Source organism: Kitasatospora sp. NEAU-69 (genome assembly GCF_057158765.1).
The window spans coordinates 17,884-33,590 of record NZ_JBWXUE010000056.1; the positions used below are offsets into that span (position 1 = coordinate 17,884).

Below are 15,707 nucleotides of genomic sequence, written 5' to 3' on the forward strand. Positions count from 1 at the left end.
AGGTGCCCTGGAATGCTCAGGTGCCCTCGAAGGCTATCGCGGCGGCGGGCACCCCCCGGCCCACCGGGGCTGCCCCAGGAGCCCTACCGACGGGTCACCGGACGGCTGTCGTAAGGTGCGGGTCGGAACGATCAGCGCCGAGCTGCGGATGTGACACTTCGAACACCGCGGCCGACCCCCCTATCCGAATCTCCTTACCGGGCAGTAACGTCCTGCCGTCCCGCAGCGTCGCAGACGAGGAGCAGTAGTGCTCGACGAGTTCAGCCTTCCGGCCCGATACCAGGTACCGAGCGGCGGCAACCTCTCCGACCTGGTCCACCAGAACGCCGCCCGGCACCCGGGTGTCGCGGTGATCAGCCGGAAGCTGAACGGCCAGTGGCAGGACCTCAGCGCGAGCGCCTTCCTGACCGAGGTGCACCGGGTGGCCAAGGGCCTGATCGCCTCCGGCGTGACGCCGGGCGACCGGGTCGCCGTGATGTCGCGCACCCGCTACGAGTGGACGCTGCTGGACTTCGCGATCTGGAGCGCGGGCGCGGTCACCGTCCCGGTGTACGAGACCTCCTCCGCCGAGCAGGTGCACTGGATCCTCAGCGACTCCGGTGCGGTCGCGCTGGTCACCGAGACCGACAGCCACGCCGCCGTGGTCGAGTCGGTCCGCGACCGGCTGCCCGAGCTCCGGCACACCTGGCAGATCGAGCAGGGCGCGATCGCCGCACTGGCCGCGGCCGGCGCCTCGGTCACCGACGCGACCGTGACCGAGCGCCGCTCGGTCCCCACCGAGGACTCGCTCGCGACCATCGTCTACACCTCGGGCACCACCGGCCGCCCGAAGGGCTGTCAACTCACCCACGGCAACTTCATCTCCGAGCTCGGCAACGTGACGGCCCGGATGCCCGAGCTGTTCCGCACCGGCGAGAGCTCGGTGCTGCTCTTCCTGCCGCTGGCCCACGTGCTCGGCCGGATCGCCGAGATCGCCGCCGCGATCGCCCCGATCAAGATCGGCCACGTCTCGGACATCAAGGACGTCACCGCCGAGCTGGCCTCGTACCGCCCGACGCTGATCCTGGGCGTGCCCCGGGTCTTCGAGAAGGTCTACAACACCGCGCGGGCCAAGGCCCAGGCGGACGGCAAGGGCAAGATCTTCGACCGGGCCGCCGACACCGCGATCGCCTACAGCCGGGCCCAGGACCAGGGCGGCGCGGGCCTGCTGCTCAAGCTCAAGCACGCGGTCTTCGACAAGCTCGTCTACAGCAAGCTGCGGGCCGCGCTCGGCGGCCGGGCCACCCACGCGATCTCCGGCGGCGCGCCGCTCGGCGAGCGCCTCGGCCACTTCTACCGCGGCGCCGGCTTCACCGTGCTGGAGGGCTACGGCCTGACCGAGACCTGCGCCGCCTTCACCTTCAACCCGGACGACAAGCCGAAGATCGGCACGGTCGGCCAGCCGGTCCCCGGCTCCACGGTGCGGATCGCCGAGGACGGCGAGGTGCTGCTGAACGGCCCGCAGGTCTTCACCGGCTACTGGAACAACCCGACCGCGACCGCCGAGGCGCTGCGCGACGGCTGGTTCGCAACCGGCGACCTCGGTTCGCTGGACTCCGACGGCTACCTGACCATCACCGGCCGCAAGAAGGAGATCATCGTCACGGCCGGCGGCAAGAACGTGGCCCCCGCGGTGATCGAGGACCGGATCCGCGCGCACCCGCTGGTCGGCGAGGTGATGGTGGTCGGCGACCGCAGGCCGTTCATCGCCTGCCTGGTCACCATCGACGAGGAGTTCCTGCCCAGGTGGCTGGAGCTGAACGGGCGCCCGCCCGCCACGCCGGCCGAGCTGCGCGACGACCCGCAGCTGCTGGCCGCGATCCAGGAGGCGGTGGACGAGGGCAACAAGGCGGTCTCGCACGCCGAGGCGGTGAAGAAGTTCCGGATCCTGGACACCGTCTTCTCCGAGGCCAACGGCTACCTGACGCCCTCGCTGAAGCTCAAGCGCAACGTCGTGCTGAAGGACTACGCGACCGAGGTCGAGGCGCTCTACCAGAAGTAGTGACCAAGAAGAGGGGACGCGCCGCTCGCAACGAGCAGCGCGCCCCCTCTTTCGTCGACTACTACTCCGCCGCGAGCAGCTCGCCGAGGCGCCCGGCGAGCAGGTCCCAGCGCCAGGCGTCCTCCACCCAGCGCCGCCCGGCCTCGCCGAGCTTGCGGCGCAGTGCCTCGTCGCCGAGCAGCCGGACGATCCGGTCCGCCGCCGCGGCCGGCGAGCCGCCGGGCACCACGTACCCCGTCTCGCCCTCCAGCACGGCGTCAGGCGCCCCGCCGGAGTCCCCGGCCACCACCGGCAGCCCGGTCGCCGAGGCCTCCAGGTAGACGATGCCGAGCCCCTCGACGTCCAGCCCGCCGCGCCTGGTCCGGCACGGCATCGCGAAGACGTCGCCGGCGCCGAAGTGCGCGGGCAGCTCGGCCCACGGCACCTCGCCGGTGAACACCACCGACCGGTCCACGCCGGTGGCCTGCGCGAGCTTGCGCAGCTCGGGCAGGTAGGGCCCACCGCCGACGACCAGCAGCACCGCCTCCGGCTCGGCGGCCAGGATCCGCGGCAGCGCGGCGATCAGCGTGTCCTGCCCCTTGCGCGGCACCACCCGGGAGACGCAGACGACGACCGGACGGTCGCTGAGACCGAGCCGGGCCCGCACCTCGGCGCCGCCGGAGCCGGGGTGGAACGCCTTCTCGTCCACTCCCGGCGGCAGCCGCACCATGCGGGCGGCCGGGCCGGGCCCGACCGCGCGGGCGATCCGGGAGCGGGTGTACTCACCGAGGTAGGTCAGCACGTCGGTGCCCTCGCCGATCCGGCGCAGCAGCTGCCGCGAGCCCGGCAGCTGGGCCCAGGCGGCCTCGTGGCCGTGCGTCATGCCGAGCAGCCGCCCGGCGCCCGCCCGGCGCAGCGCGGGGGCCATCAACCCCAGCGGAGCGGCCGCGCCGAACCAGACCCGGTCGCAGCCCTCGGCCCGCAGGATCTCGGCGGCCCGCCTGGTCACCCGCGGCGTCGGCACCATCATCGTGCTGCGGTCGCGGATCACCGGGAACGGCTGCTCGGCGTCGAAGGCGGCCACCTCGGAACCGTCCCGCCACGATGAGGCGTACACCACAATCGAGTCGGCCGGCTGACGCACCGCCATGTTGTGGATGAACTGCTGGATTCCCCCTGGACGTGGGGGAAAGTCGTTGGTGACAATGAAGGTTTTCGGCATACTGGCCACGGCTCGCTCGGTCGGGGGGTGCTCGGTTCACCGCTCGCTGATCCGTACCATAGGTCACCATGCCGACCAGCCGGGAACGGAAGACCGCACCGGAACCGTTTCCCCGCTGAGTCTGTCCTAGTCCAGACGGACCCCCACGGGCTCCGCACGGTGTCGGACACCGACCCGGGCCAGGCAGGCGCGCGGCGAAGCAACGAGGGAGCTCAGTGGTGTTGGCGGAGGACGGCGCGGCCGGTCAGGGCGGCATCGACGGCGGCGGCGGTCTCGCCCTTGCCGTGGCCCCAACGCCGGGGGCCACCGCCGTCACGCCGGCCGCCCCCGGCCGCCGCGGGCTCTGGGGGCTGGGAGCCGGCTGGCTGGTCACCCGGACGCTGATCGTGCTGCTGGTGCTCGGCATCCTGCGGATCAGCAACCTGGACGTGACCACCGACGTCTCGGTGATCTACCACGGCTGGTACGAGGTGCTGCAGACCGGCACCTTCCCGATGGACGACGTGACCTGGCAGTACCCGCCCGGCGCCGCGCTCGTGATGCTGCTGCCCGGGATGCTGCCCTGGTCCTACCTGATCTCCTTCTACGTGATCTGCGGCGTCTTCGACGCGCTCGCGATGGGCATGCTGGTGCGCTCGGGGATGCGCAAGGGCCGCAGCTTCGCCGGCGCCTGGATCTGGGTGATCGGGGTGCCGCTGCTCGGGCCGACGGTCTACTGCCGCTACGACATCCTGGTCACCGCGCTCGCCGTGACCGGCCTGCTGGTGATCCTGCGCAGACCGGTCCTGGGCGGCATACTGCTCGGGTTCGGCGGGCTGATCAAGGTCTGGCCGCTGCTCGGGCTGGCCGGCACGCCGCGCGGACGGCGCACCCGGCGCTCCTGGAGCGCCGCGCTGGCCGCGATCGCGACGCTGGCCTTCCTGCTCGCCGCGGGCATGAACGGCGCCTTCGAGTTCCTGAGCTTCCAGGCCGGCCGCGGCATCGAGGTCGAGTCGCTGGGCGCGCTGCCGGTGCACATCGCCCGGCTGGCCGGCGGCTGGCACGGCGCGGTGACGATGAACTTCGGCTCGGTCGAGATGCTCGGGCCCTGGGTCACGGTGATCTCCAAGGTCATGGTCGGCGCGAGCATCGCCGGCTTCGCCTGGCTGCTGTACTGGCGGGTGCGGGCCCGCCGCTGGCAGCCGTCCACCACGTACGACGCGGCGCTCGCCACGCTGCTGATCTTCACCGTGACCAGCCGGGTGATCAGCCCGCAGTACATGATCTGGCTGGTCGGTCTCGCCGCGGTCTGCCTGACCGTGCGCGGCAGCCGCCAGCGGCCGGTGGCCGTGATGATCCTGATCGCCACCGTGCTGACCACGATCGAGTTCCCGATGGACTTCGGAGCGATCGTCAACAGCCAGCCCTGGGGCGTCGTGGTGCTGGGCTCGCGCAACCTGCTGCTGCTGGCCGCCGCGATCGTGTCCTGCCGACGGCTGTGGCAGTCCACCATGGACACGCCGGTCGCGGCCGGCCCGACGGCGGGGGGCTCGCCGGCGACCGTCATGCTGCCCGCGCCGGAGAAGAAGTACCCGGTCCGGCCCGGGATCGCCTACGAGCAGAGCCTGCTGGACGAGATCGAGCGCGGCTGACGCCCGCCGCTGCTTCGGCTGCCCGCCGCTACTTCAGCCGCCGCCGCTACTTCAGCTGGCGGAGCACCTCGGCCACCCACGTCTTGGTGAACACGGCCAGCCCGTAGCCCAGGTGCTGGTGCAGGACCCGGTCCAGCTGCTGCTCACGCCCGGCGCCCGGACCAGCGGCGCCGACTCCCCGGTAGACCGCGACCAGGACCGGCTTGCCGTGCTTGCGGGCGATCAGGTCGCAGGCCAGCCAGGAGAGCTCGTAGGCCTGCGCGATGCCGGCCGAACCGGCCGCGAAGTCGGTGTCCAGCGGCAGCTGGCTGGGCACCATGCCACCCGCGACGTCCTGCGCCAGCTCGGGCGCGATCTGCTTCGCGGTGCGCCCGGTGCCCAGGTAGCCGGTGTAGTCGGCGACCCCTTCGGAGAGCCAGAGCGGGGTCCACGGATGGGTGTCCGCCCGGGTCGCCACGTGAGTGGACTCGTGCGTGACGACCACACGCCTGCCGAGCGCGCTGAGCTGGCGGTACGCGTCGGGGTTGACGATCACCCGGTCCGCCGGGGTGTGCACCGGGGCCCCGGCGACCGCGCTGGTCACCGCGGCTATGTCGCTGTACGAGGAGGCCGCCACCCCGAGCAGCGCGGCGAACTGCTGCTCGGTGTCCGGCAGCTGGACCAGCAGCCGGCCGGCCCAGTCGGTCCCCCAGAGTCCGTTGACGGTCGGCACCGCCTGGTCGGCGACCCCGGCGAGTGCGGTCAGCTCGACCGGGTCGGCCGGGCCGAGCACCAGGCTGTGGGTGCCCCGGGCCACGTGCAGCGGGCCGAGGTCCCAGGGCGCGGCGGCGGCCTGCGGGGCCGCCGTCTCGGCGCCCAGCGTGCCGTCGGCGCCGAGCTCGAAGCGGCGCTGGAGCAGCGCGGGGTAATCGTCGTAGTCCTGCAGCCGGTAGGAGAGCTCGGCCGAGCAGCCGGACTCGTCCCGGCCGGTCAGCCGGTAGTCGAACTGGGCCAGCGGCAGCGCGGCGAGCGGGCCGCTGCGCAGCGTCCGGCCGTGCGCCGCGAGCAGGTCGGCCAGCCCGGCGTCGGTGAGCGGAGCGGCGACCGCCGGGTGCGGCCTCAGCGGCGCCCGCGGCACCGAGAGCTGGGTCAGTGCACCCGCCGCGAGCAGCAGCGCGGCACGCCTGGTCAACCCGCCCGCGCCGGATGACCGTTGACGGCCGTGGGCCCGGGGCGGGGCGGGATAGTCGGTGGCATGCGAGACGGCCTGCCCGGCGCGGTTCCCGGCGGCGGCGTCCGACTGCTCGACGTTCAGACCCGCACCACCGCCGCGACCGGCATCACCGAGGCGCTCTCGTAGCGGACCCGGGCCCCGGGGTACGGCGCGTGCACGACGTTGCCGTTGCCCACGTACATGCCCACGTGGTGCATGTCCTTGAAGAAGATCACCAGGTCTCCCGGTCGCGCCTCGGCCAGGCTGATCCGCTGCCCCCCGAACGCCTGCGCCTGCGAGGTGCGCGGCAGGGTCACTCCGGCCTGCCGCCAGGCCCAGTACATCAGACCCGAGCAGTCGAAGGTACCCGGGCCGGTGGATCCGTAGACGTAGGGCGAACCGAGCTTGCTGAGCACCGCCGCCAGGGCGACCGCCGCCCGGTCCGAGGAGGGCGGCTGGTTGCCCGGTTCCACCCGGTCCGGGGCGGGTGGCTGGTTGCCCAGCTCGGCCCGGTCCGCACCGCGCGCCGCGCGCTCGTGCGCCTCGCTGGCGTCCTGCGCCACGAGCTGGGCCCGCTCCGCCTCGGTCAGGGTGTCGAGCAGCGCCTGCGCGCTCTTCAGCCGTTGCTGGACCTGCTGCTTGGCGTCGGCCAGCGAGCGGCGCACCGCCTCCAGCTCGGCGAGCTTGCCGGTCGCCTCGGCCCGCCGCTGGTCGAGCCGGTGCTGCTGCTCGATCACCTCGTGCAGCGTCGCGGCCCGCTGCTCGGCCGCCTGGCCGAGGTCACGGGCCCGGGCCAGGTAGTTCGCCGGGTCGCAGGAGAGGATCAGCTGGATCGACGGGTCCAGACCGCCGGCCCGGTACTCGGCGGCCGCGACGGTGGCCAGGTCGCCGCGCATCCGGTTGAGCGTGTCCTGGGCCGTCGCGACCTGCGACTGCAGCGCACCGGCCTCGGCCTGCAAGCGCTTCTGCGCCTCCTCGGCCGCGCTGGACTTCTCCGAGGCCTGCTCGGCCTGCACGTACAGCTGGTCGACCTGGGCCTTGACCTCGCTCTTGTCCGGCCGCGGCGCGGCCTGCCCCGGTCCGGCCGTCATCGCCAGCGCGGTGGTCGCGGCGGCGGTGACCGCCAGCACCCGGGCGAGCCGCCCGGCGGCACCCGAGCGGCCCGCCGGGGCATTCGGGGAACGGCCCGGGGGGACCGGGCGCTGCGGCATCGCCATGGGCTGACGGCTCCAATCGGCGGGGAGGCCAAGGTCGGTGAACGGAAGTCCGAGCGCAGACGTTAGCGAGTCCCGGCAAGGGAGTCCAAACCATGGCCAATACGAATATTTGATCCCCAATCGGACACCAGCGCGGGGCACTTGCGCCGAGCCGGGCCCGAACGACAGCGGCCCGGCCCCCAAGAAGGGAGCCGGGCCGGGCCGTTGGCGTGGTGCCTGGGGCCTGTCCGGGCGATCTTGTCGGATCAGCGCGCGGCGTTGGGCGCCCGGCTGGGCGTGCCGGCGGATCGTCCTCGTACTGGGCCGTACTTGGATGATTCGCCGGTGCGTCCAGGCGGGATGCCCGGCGTCGCGCGCCCGGCAAGATCGCCCGGACAGGCCCCAGGTGTCAGGGGCGCACGATCGCCACGAGCGGCGTGATGACCGAGGCGGACTCGTACCTGACCACGGCGCCCTCGTGCGGGGCGTGGATCATCTGACCGCCACCGACGTACATGCCGACGTGGCCCTCGTTGCCGAAGAAGATGAGCAGGTCGCCGGGCTGCGCGTTGGCGAGGTTGGTGCCGATGTTGGTGCCGGCCGATGCCTGCTCCTGCGAGGTGCGCGGCAGCGAGATGCCGGCCTGCGCGTACGCCCACTGCATGAGGCCGGAGCAGTCGAAGCTGTTCGGGCCGCTCGCCCCCCAGGAGTACGGCGTGCCCAGCTTGCTGACGGCGGCGGCGATCGCGGCGGAGGCCGCCGAGTTGCTGCCGCCACCGCTCGGCGCGGCGGGCGCGCTGGCGGCGGTGGAGGGGGCGGAGGACGGGGCGCTCAGGTCGCTGCGGGTGGTGCTGCGCGAGGCGGCGGCCTGCGAGTCGGCGGCGGCCTTGGCGGCCGCGGCCGCCTGGGCGTCGGCGGCGGCCTTCTGGGCGGCGGCCTGCGCGTCGGCGGCGGCCTTCGCCTCGGCGGCGGCGATCTGCTGACGCTGCTGCTCGGTCAGCGTGTTGAGCAGGGTCTGCGCCGCCTGCAGCTTGCTCTGGACCTGCTCCTTGGCGGTCTTGAGCTGCTGGGTGGTGGCGTCCAGGTCGGCGAGCTTGCTCTGCGCCTCGGCCTTGTCCTGGTCGAGCTTGCGCTGCTCGGTCTGCAGTTCCTTCAGCGTCTCGGACTGCGTGCTGTTCAGCTGATTGAGCGAACTCGCCTGGGACAGGAAGCTGTCCGGGCGGGTGGTCAGCATCATCTGCACGGTCGGCGATATGCCGTCGTTGGCGTACTGGTTGGCGGCCACCTGGGAGAGCCCGGTCTGCAGGTTCGTCACCTGGTCCTGCTGCCGCGCCACCTGGTCCTGCAGGTCACTGACCTGCTTCTGCAGGGTCTGCTGCTTCTCCTGCGCGCCGTCGTACTGCTGGGTGGCCTGGTCGGCCTGCGCGTTCAGCTGGTCGACCTGGGTCTTGACCGAGTCGATGGTCGGGGCCGGGTCGGCGTGCGCGGCGCTCTGCGCGGAGATGGCGACGGCGGTCGCGGCAGCGGCGGTCAGGATCGACGCGCGGGTACGACCGACGGGCTTGGGACGACGATGGGACGCCACGAATCCTTCTTCCTTCGACCGCCTACCGGGTGAGCTGACGGGTTCGGGCTGGAAGCTGCCCTACGACGCCTCACCGACCGTCAGGCCGACTCTGGCGCCGATTCACCCCGAGGGAAACGTGGTTCCCCGGCTCCGGTCCACAGCGCCCCTGCGGGCTCCCCACCGGACAGTCAACTGTCCGTGCTGCTTTCCGAACTCGGCGCGAACCACCGCCGCCGCCCGGGTCGGGCGACCAAGGTCGCGGTGGTACGGTCCCTGACCCTAGTAACAGATCTGTGATCCGTTCAAATCCTTGTCAGAAAAAACGGCTAACTTTGACTCTGCGTGCTATGTGGATCACTGACTGGTGATCATGTCGCGCACGGACGGGTGTCCCAGGTCACATCGGCCCCTGGCGTCCCGTCAGTCAGTGCCGTCAGTCAGGGGCGGCGGATCTGGTTGATCGAACCGATCGAGGCGGCGTCCGCGATCCGGACCACGTCGCCGGTGTGCGGGGCGTGCACCGCCTGGCCGTTGCCGATGTACATGGAGACGTGGTGCAGGTCGCCGCCGTAGAAGATCAGGTCGCCGGGCTGGGCCTGCGCCAGGCTCGGCACCCGGGTGCCGACGTCGACCTGCTCGTACGTCGTGCGCGGCAGCGAGACGCCGGCCTGCCCGTACGCCCACTGGGTCAGCCCCGAGCAGTCGAAGTAGGTGGAGCCGGAGGCGCCCCAGACGTAGGCGTGGCCCAGCTTGCTGAGCGCGGCGGCCACCGCGGCGCCGGCGTAGCCGGAGGCCGGCGGCAGCGCGCTGAGGTCCACCCGGCTGCTGCTGCGCGAGGCGCGGTCGTCCGCCTGGAGCGCGGCGCGGTCCGCGGCGCTCAGCGAGTTGAGCAGCTTCTGCGCGGCCGCGAGCTTGTTCTGCACGTCCGTCTTGGCGTCGTTCAGCTCCTTGGTGGAGCGGTCCAGCTCGGCCAGCGCGTCGCCGGCTTCCTTCTTCTCCTGGTCCAGCTTGCGCTGCTCCGCCTGGAGCGACTTGAGCTGGTCGGTCTGGGTGGAGGTGGCCAGATCCATGCTGGAGGCCTGGTCCAGGTAGGTCTTCGGGTTGGAGCTGAGCATCATCTGGACCGACGGGTCGATGCCCCCGTTGCGGTACTGCTCACCGGCCACCGCGGCGAGGCCGGACTGCAGCTGGGTGACCTGGTCCTGGGTCCGCGCCACCTCGTCCTGCAGCTGCGCGGCCTGCGCGCGCATCTGGTCGCCGTGCTCCTTGATGCCGTCGTACTTCTCGGAGGCGACTTCCTGCTGGTTGTTCAGCGCGTCGATCTGGGCCTTGACGTCCTCCGTGGACGGCTTGGGATCGGCCCACGCCCCGGTCTGCGCGGAGAGGGCAACGGCAGTCGCCGCAGCGGCGGTGAGCACGGTGACCCGCACGCGGCTCGGCTGCTTGGAACGGCGGTGGGTCGCCACGGGACTGCTCCTTCTTCTACTGGCCTCACCCGATCGGATGAGTAACCAGAAAAATAGGTTTGACGCCAGACCCTAGTGAAGATCACATGTTCGCGCTACTCCTTCGCAGCGACGAACTACGTTCGGAGCAGTGGCCTTCACGATCCCCACACGGCGCGATGACCTGCCGATAACCGGGCTGGGCAGCACCCGCGTCTGCGGTTGAACGCTACCGCCCGGCTGAGCCCCGATCAGGTCCGGGAGAGCCGGTTCAGCAGCAGAATCGAAGAAACGGGGCGCGCGCCGGCCTTCCGCACGCCGTCCGCGACCTCCCGGTCCGCCGAGACCACCACCACCGGGCGCCCCTGCGGCTCGGCCCGGACCAGCTGGCGGATCAGCTCGTCGGCGGTCTGCCCGGTGCGGCTGAACCGCACCCGCACCCCGCGCGGTGGCGCCATGATCACCGGGACGTCCAGGTCCTGCCCGTCGAAGACGCAGGTCACCTCGGCCTGGGTGCGCTGCGCCAGCATCGCCAGACCGCCGAGCAGCCGCATCCGCTGCTGCTCCAGCGGCAGCGTCGGGTAGCCGGTCTTGGTCACGTTGTAGCCGTCGACCACCAGGTGCACCTGAGGGATCGCCAGCAGCTGGTCGAGCAGCGCCGGGTCGTCCTCGGCCAGCCCGCGCCGGGCCACGTCGTGCGGCGAGGCGGTGCCCGGGACCACGGCGTCCACCAGGTCGGCCGGATGCAGCCGGGTGACCGGCAGCGCCAGCTCGCGCTGCAGGCCCTGGGCCGACTGGAGCACGGTGTCCAGCAGCAGCCGCAGCCGCATGTCCTCCACGCTGCGGCCCTCGCGGGCCGAACGGCGGCCGGCCTCCAGCGCGGTCTCCAGCTCGGCGACCCGGTGCTTGAGCCGGCGGTTCTCGCTCTCCGCCGCGCCGCGCTCGGTGGCGGCAGCGGCGGCGCCGGCGGCCAGCTCGGCCTGCAGCCTGCGGGTCTCGGCCTGCGCGCGGCGGGTGTCGCTCTCCAGGCTGCGCTGCTTCTTGCGCAGCGTCTCCAGCTCCTTGCGGGTGGACTCGGACTCGGCCCGCTGACGGTCCAGATCGGCGCGGGCGGCGGCGCGGGCGGACGCCAGCTCCGCCTGGAGCTTCTCCACCATCCGGACCGCCTCGGCGGCCGCGTCCTCGGCACCGGCCCGCTGGACCTGCTCGCCGGCCTCGACCACCAGCTTCGCCCAACCGCGCGGGCGCAGCAGGTAGGCGGCGGCGGCCACGTCCAGCGGCTCCGCCGCGCCCGGCACCTGGCCGGCCTCCAGCGCCTTGACCAGGTCGGGCTGGGCGACCCGCAGCCGGTCAGCTATCCGCAGCCGGAAGACCGGCTCGGCCTCCAGCGCGGCGGCCAGCGCGGTGCCGGCGTACTTGGCGCGGCGGGCGGCGGTGAACTTCGCGTACGGACGCAGGGCGGTCGGCAGCTCGGCGGGCGGCAGCCCGCCGAGCGCGTCGGCGGCCAGGCCGACCACCCGGCGGCGCACGCCCTCGGGCAGCGGGTGGTCCAGCTGCTCGACCGGGGCCTCGGCGGCAGCCTGGTCGGCGGCTGACTGCGACTCACCCGACGACGCGGTCGGCTGCTCAGCCGACGACTCACCGGGCGACGCGGTCGGCACGACGGCCGACGGCTCGACCGGCGTCCCCACCGGCGCCGACTCGGGCGCGGCCGACGGCGTCGCGGACTCCGAGCCGGCCGGCGGCCGCGCCTGCGGCCCGGTGCCCTCCCTCGCTGCGTCCATCGCGTCCTCGGCTCCGATCCTGATCTGGTCTGCGGGGTGCGTCGCCCGGCTGCCGCCGTCCCCCTCACGCACCACCCTGACGCACCGCCCTGTGCAATTGTCTCGTGTGCGGCGTCCCAGGGACACCACGCCACTCATGGGCGCCGCCACCCCCGCGCGGCGCCGCCCGAGCGGCTACTCGCCGGGTTCGGCCGACTCCGCGCCGGGCCGGGCCACCAGCTCGACCTGGTCGACCGCGTTGCACCAGCGGCAGCGCACCGATTCCAGCGTCTCGCTGAGCACCTCGGTCTCCTCGACCGTCGGCTCGCCGGCCAGGTCCAGGTGCACGTACTCGACCACCCGGGAGGACCGGGTCACGTCGAAGCGGGTCAGGTTGCCGCAGAGCGTGCAGCGCCAACGGGTCTCGGCGGTCGGAACGGGGACGGTCATGAGGCGGGTCCTCTCGGCTGGTCCGGGGTCCGGCGGCGACACCGCGCTGTGCTGCAGCCAGGCCCAAGCCTAGGGCCTGCCCCTGCGACAGTGGGCACCGGATACCGGTTCCCACCTGGGCCGCTGGCCCCGCAGCTCAGCTCAAACGTATGACTCGAACGCACGGCCGGTAACCCGGTCGCAGCACAGCGCGGTGTCGCCCGGGCCCGCACGCGGAATGGATCCGCGCATGGCGATGGAGGCGGTCCAGACGGTCCCGGTGGTCCCGCGGCGGTATCCGGCCGAGCCCGACGGCCGTGGACCGGCGCCGGTGGTCAGCTATCTGCTGATCGTCGTCAACTGCCTGGTCTTCCTGGCCGGCCCGAGCGGCCTGGCCCCGGGCTACGGGCGGACGGCCACCGACCGGGCCTGCGCGGCCCAGCACTACCAGCAGCGCTGGGGCGCGATCCCGACCGAACTGCTGACCGACCGTCCGCTGACGGCGGCCCAGCTGGCCGGCACCGCTCCCCCGGTGGCCGGCTGCCCGGTCCTCCCCACGCCGGGCAAGATCCCGCTGCTCTCGGTGCTCAGCTCGCTCTTCGTGCACGGCGGCTGGCTGCACCTGCTGGGCAACATGCTCTTCCTCTTCGTCTTCGGCCCGGACGTCGAGGCGCGGCTGGGCCGGGTGCGCTTCCTCCTCTTCTATCTGCTGCTCGGCGGCATCGCCGCGTACGGCTACGCGCTGACCGGCGCGAGCGGCCCCGAGGCGCTGCGGCCGCTGGTCGGCGCGTCCGGCGCGATCGCCGGCGTGCTCGGCGGCTACCTGCGGCTGTACCCGCGGGCCCGGGTCACCGCGCTGGTCCCGCTGCTCCTCTATCTCCCGCTGCGCTTCCCGGCCTGGCTGGTGCTCGGGCTCTGGTTCGCTGTCCAGTGGTGGTCGGCCCACCAGGCCGGCCCGGGGGTGGCGTACCTGGCCCATGTGATCGGCTTCGCGGCCGGGTTCCTGGCCGTTCGGCTGCGGGTACGGCGGGGCGGATACGCTGAGCCCATCCGCCCCCGGCCCCCGGCCGGGCAGACCCCGCCATCTGGAGCGCCGCAATGATCACCGCCATCGTGCTCATCAAGACCAGCGTGGACCGGATCCCCGAAATCGCCGAGGCGATCGCCGCGATCGACGGGGTGAGCGAGGTCTACTCGGTGACCGGTGGCTACGACCTGGTCGCCATGGTGCGGGTGCGCCGGCACGACGACCTGGCGGACGTGATCCCCGGGCGGCTCAACAAGGTGCCCGGGGTCGCGCACACCGAGACGCAGATCGCCTTCCGCACCTACTCCCAGCACGACCTGGAGACCGCGTTCGCGCTCGGCCTGGACGGCTGAGCCGGCGCGGCTGAACCTGGACTGCGGGGCCGAGGCCCCGGACGGGCCCCGGCCCCGCAGTCGTCAGCGGCGCTCGTCCGCCACCGCATCGACGGCCACACAGCGGCCGCCCTCGTTGCGGTAGGTCCAGCGGGCACCGTCGGTGACCAGCTCGCGGACGGCGGCCAGGAAGCGGTCCAGGTGCTCGTCGGGCGTACCCGCGCCGAAGCTGACCCGGATCGCGTTCAGGCTGCGCTCGCCCGGCAGCGAGGGTTCCGGCGCGCCACACTGCGAAGGCGTGGTCTCCTCGCCGCCCAGCAGCGTGCGGACCAGCGGGTGCGCGCAGAACAGGCCGTCGCGCACTCCGATGCCGTACTCGGCCGAGAGCGCGGCCGCGAAGTGCGAGCTGTTCCAGCCCTGCACCACGAACGAGAGCACCCCCACCCGAGCGGCCTGCTCGCCGAACAGGCTGAGCACCCGGACCTCGGGGATCTCGGCCAGGCCGGCCGTCAGCCGGGCGATCAGCCGCTGCTCGCGGTCCTGCAAGGTGTCGAAGCCGGCCTCGGTGAGCGCCCGGCAGGCGGCGGCGATCGCGTAGGCGCCGATCACGTTCGGCGAGCCGGCCTCGTGCCGGGCCGGGCCGCGCTGCCACTCGACCGCCACCGAGCCGTCCAGCTCGCGGGCCACCGTGCGGCTGGCGCCGCCGCCCGCCAGGTACGGCTCGGCCGCGTCCAGCCAGTCGGCGCGCCCGGCCAGCACGCCCGCGCCGAACGGCGCGTACAGCTTGTGGCCGGAGAACGCGATCCAGTCCACGCCCAGCTCACGGACCGAGACCCGGTGGTGCGGCGCCAGCTGCGCGGCGTCCAGCACGACCCGGGCGCCGTGCCGGTGCGCCACCTCGGTCAGCTCGGCCACCGGCCACAGCTCGCCGGTCACGTTCGAGGCACCGGTGACGCAGAACAGCCGCGGCCCGCCCGGGTGGGCGGCCAGCGCCTCGTCCAGCGCGGCGACCGCCTCGGCGTGCGAGCGCGGCGCGCGCAGGTAGCTCACGGTCAGCCCGTCGCGGCGCCAGGGCAGCAGCGAGGCGTGGTGCTCGGTCTCGAAGGCGAACACCCTGGTCCCGGTCGGCAGCACGCCGGCCAGCAGGTTCAGCGAGTCGGTGGTGGCCCGGGTGAAGACGACCTGGTCGTCCTCGCGCAGGTCGAGGAACTCCTCGACGGTGCGCCGGCTCTGCTCGAACAGGTCGGTGGAGAGCTGCGAGAGGTAGCCGGCGCCGCGGTGCACGCTGCCGTAGTAGGGGGCGTACGCGGCCACGTCGTCCCAGACCCGCTGGAGCGCGGGGGCACTGGCGGCGTAGTCGAGCGCGGCGTAGGCGACCTTCTCGCCACCGACCAGCGGGACCTGGACGTCGGCGCCGAGGACGGCGAGCGGGGCGCAGAGCGAGGTGGGAACAGCGGACATCAGACAACACTCCCTTGGGAGGTAGGGACCCCGGGAGTGCAGATATGCCGGTGGTCCGCGCTTGCCGGGCGGACTTCTCGCCGCCTGGCCCGGTCTTCACCCAGGGCACCCCGCCACGGACGGAGGGTTGCCGGACAGCAAGCTGGGGCTTGTCGCGCTGTCACTCATGACCTGTCGCAGACTCTAAGCAGACCGCCGAGGAGTGGTCAAATCACCATCCACCATGTGGACGGGCCCGAGACGGCACGCGTCCCGGGGCCTGTCGTCAGACCCGCTTCGTCGCCCGCAGGGCGGCTTGGCGGCGTCAGGTGCGTGCTCTCGGCGTGCCGGGCACAGGCCCTCGTACTGGACGTACTTGGGCCTGTGCCCGGCGCGGCGAGAGTGCGTGCATGGCGTCGCCGAGCAGAAGGGGGTCTGACGAC

At 73.0% G+C, this 15,707-nt stretch carries 12 protein-coding genes and 2 riboswitches; of the genes, 4 read left to right on the forward strand and 8 right to left on the reverse strand.

Annotated elements, in window-relative coordinates:
• Positions 1 to 247 precede the first annotated feature (247 nt).
• Positions 248 to 2,041 (forward strand): AMP-dependent synthetase/ligase, encoded by a 1,794-nt coding sequence (locus AC060L_RS35775; protein ID WP_483803164.1) that lies wholly within the window; start codon positions 248 to 250, stop codon positions 2,039 to 2,041.
• A 61-nt stretch (positions 2,042 to 2,102) separates the two neighbouring features.
• Here the strand turns inward: AC060L_RS35775 and AC060L_RS35780 are convergent, their stop codons facing one another.
• Positions 2,103 to 3,242 carry a glycosyltransferase family 4 protein gene (locus AC060L_RS35780; protein WP_483803165.1) on the reverse strand — a complete coding sequence of 380 codons (1,140 nt, stop codon included), beginning with the start codon at positions 3,240 to 3,242 and terminating at the stop codon, positions 2,103 to 2,105.
• A gap of 218 nt (positions 3,243 to 3,460) precedes the next feature.
• On the opposite strand from AC060L_RS35780, the gene AC060L_RS35785 reads away from it, so the two are divergent.
• Positions 3,461 to 4,873 carry a glycosyltransferase 87 family protein gene (locus AC060L_RS35785; RefSeq protein WP_483803166.1) on the forward strand — a complete coding sequence of 471 codons (1,413 nt, stop codon included), beginning with the start codon at positions 3,461 to 3,463 and terminating at the stop codon, positions 4,871 to 4,873.
• Positions 4,874 to 4,919: 46 nt separating this feature from the next.
• On the opposite strand, the gene AC060L_RS35790 is transcribed toward AC060L_RS35785, so the two are convergent.
• From AC060L_RS35790 to AC060L_RS35815, 6 genes are all read right to left on the reverse strand, one after another.
• Positions 4,920 to 6,044, reverse strand: a complete 1,125-nt coding sequence (locus AC060L_RS35790) for a hypothetical protein (protein WP_483803167.1) — start codon at positions 6,042 to 6,044, stop codon at positions 4,920 to 4,922.
• Positions 6,045 to 6,163: 119 nt separating this feature from the next.
• The gene (locus AC060L_RS35795) at positions 6,164 to 7,282 is read right to left on the reverse strand and encodes a C40 family peptidase (RefSeq protein ID WP_483803168.1); all 1,119 of its coding nucleotides are present in this window, start codon (positions 7,280 to 7,282) and stop codon (positions 6,164 to 6,166) included.
• A gap of 388 nt (positions 7,283 to 7,670) precedes the next feature.
• Positions 7,671 to 8,846: a C40 family peptidase gene (locus tag AC060L_RS35800; RefSeq protein ID WP_483803169.1), complete on the reverse strand. Its 1,176-nt coding sequence runs from the start codon at positions 8,844 to 8,846 to the stop codon at positions 7,671 to 7,673.
• Positions 8,847 to 8,849: 3 nt separating this feature from the next.
• Positions 8,850 to 9,001, reverse strand: a riboswitch (cyclic di-AMP (ydaO/yuaA leader).
• A 264-nt stretch (positions 9,002 to 9,265) separates the two neighbouring features.
• On the reverse strand, positions 9,266 to 10,294 hold the full coding sequence (locus AC060L_RS35805; protein ID WP_483803170.1) for a C40 family peptidase: 1,029 nt from the start codon (positions 10,292 to 10,294) through the stop codon (positions 9,266 to 9,268).
• A gap of 230 nt (positions 10,295 to 10,524) precedes the next feature.
• Positions 10,525 to 12,057, reverse strand: a complete 1,533-nt coding sequence (locus tag AC060L_RS35810) for an NYN domain-containing protein (protein ID WP_483803171.1) — start codon at positions 12,055 to 12,057, stop codon at positions 10,525 to 10,527.
• 174 nt (positions 12,058 to 12,231) lie between these two features.
• A complete protein-coding gene (locus AC060L_RS35815; RefSeq protein ID WP_483803172.1) occupies positions 12,232 to 12,486 on the reverse strand; it encodes a hypothetical protein in 255 nt (84 codons plus the stop codon).
• 229 nt (positions 12,487 to 12,715) lie between these two features.
• Between AC060L_RS35815 and AC060L_RS35820 the strand changes: the two genes are divergently transcribed.
• Entirely contained in the window at positions 12,716 to 13,567 is an 852-nt protein-coding gene (locus AC060L_RS35820; protein ID WP_483803173.1) for a rhomboid family intramembrane serine protease, read from the forward strand.
• Complete coding sequence (locus tag AC060L_RS35825; protein WP_483803174.1) at positions 13,564 to 13,845, forward strand: Lrp/AsnC family transcriptional regulator; 282 nt, start codon at positions 13,564 to 13,566, stop codon at positions 13,843 to 13,845. Before AC060L_RS35820 ends, AC060L_RS35825 begins: the two co-directional genes overlap by 4 nt.
• A 63-nt stretch (positions 13,846 to 13,908) precedes the next feature.
• Here the strand turns inward: AC060L_RS35825 and AC060L_RS35830 are convergent, their stop codons facing one another.
• On the reverse strand, positions 13,909 to 15,285 hold the full coding sequence (locus AC060L_RS35830; protein ID WP_483803175.1) for an aminotransferase class V-fold PLP-dependent enzyme: 1,377 nt from the start codon (positions 15,283 to 15,285) through the stop codon (positions 13,909 to 13,911).
• A 52-nt stretch (positions 15,286 to 15,337) separates the two neighbouring features.
• A riboswitch (SAM riboswitch) is annotated at positions 15,338 to 15,457 on the reverse strand.
• Positions 15,458 to 15,707: the final 250 nt, after the last annotated feature.

What these genes read in the sequence shown, in the direction of transcription:
- AC060L_RS35795 (WP_483803168.1), bottom strand. Translation starts at nt 7,282, where the DNA reads ATGGCGATGCCGCAGCGCCCGGTCCCCCCGGGCCGTTCCCCGAATGCC.
- AC060L_RS35820 (WP_483803173.1), top strand. Translation starts at nt 12,716, where the DNA reads ATGGCGATGGAGGCGGTCCAGACGGTCCCGGTGGTCCCGCGGCGGTAT.
- AC060L_RS35830 (WP_483803175.1), bottom strand. Translation starts at nt 15,285, where the DNA reads ATGTCCGCTGTTCCCACCTCGCTCTGCGCCCCGCTCGCCGTCCTCGGC.
- AC060L_RS35815 (WP_483803172.1), bottom strand. Translation starts at nt 12,486, where the DNA reads ATGACCGTCCCCGTTCCGACCGCCGAGACCCGTTGGCGCTGCACGCTC.
- AC060L_RS35780 (WP_483803165.1), bottom strand. Translation starts at nt 3,242, where the DNA reads ATGCCGAAAACCTTCATTGTCACCAACGACTTTCCCCCACGTCCAGGG.
- AC060L_RS35810 (WP_483803171.1), bottom strand. Translation starts at nt 12,057, where the DNA reads ATGGACGCAGCGAGGGAGGGCACCGGGCCGCAGGCGCGGCCGCCGGCC.
- AC060L_RS35825 (WP_483803174.1), top strand. Translation starts at nt 13,564, where the DNA reads ATGATCACCGCCATCGTGCTCATCAAGACCAGCGTGGACCGGATCCCC.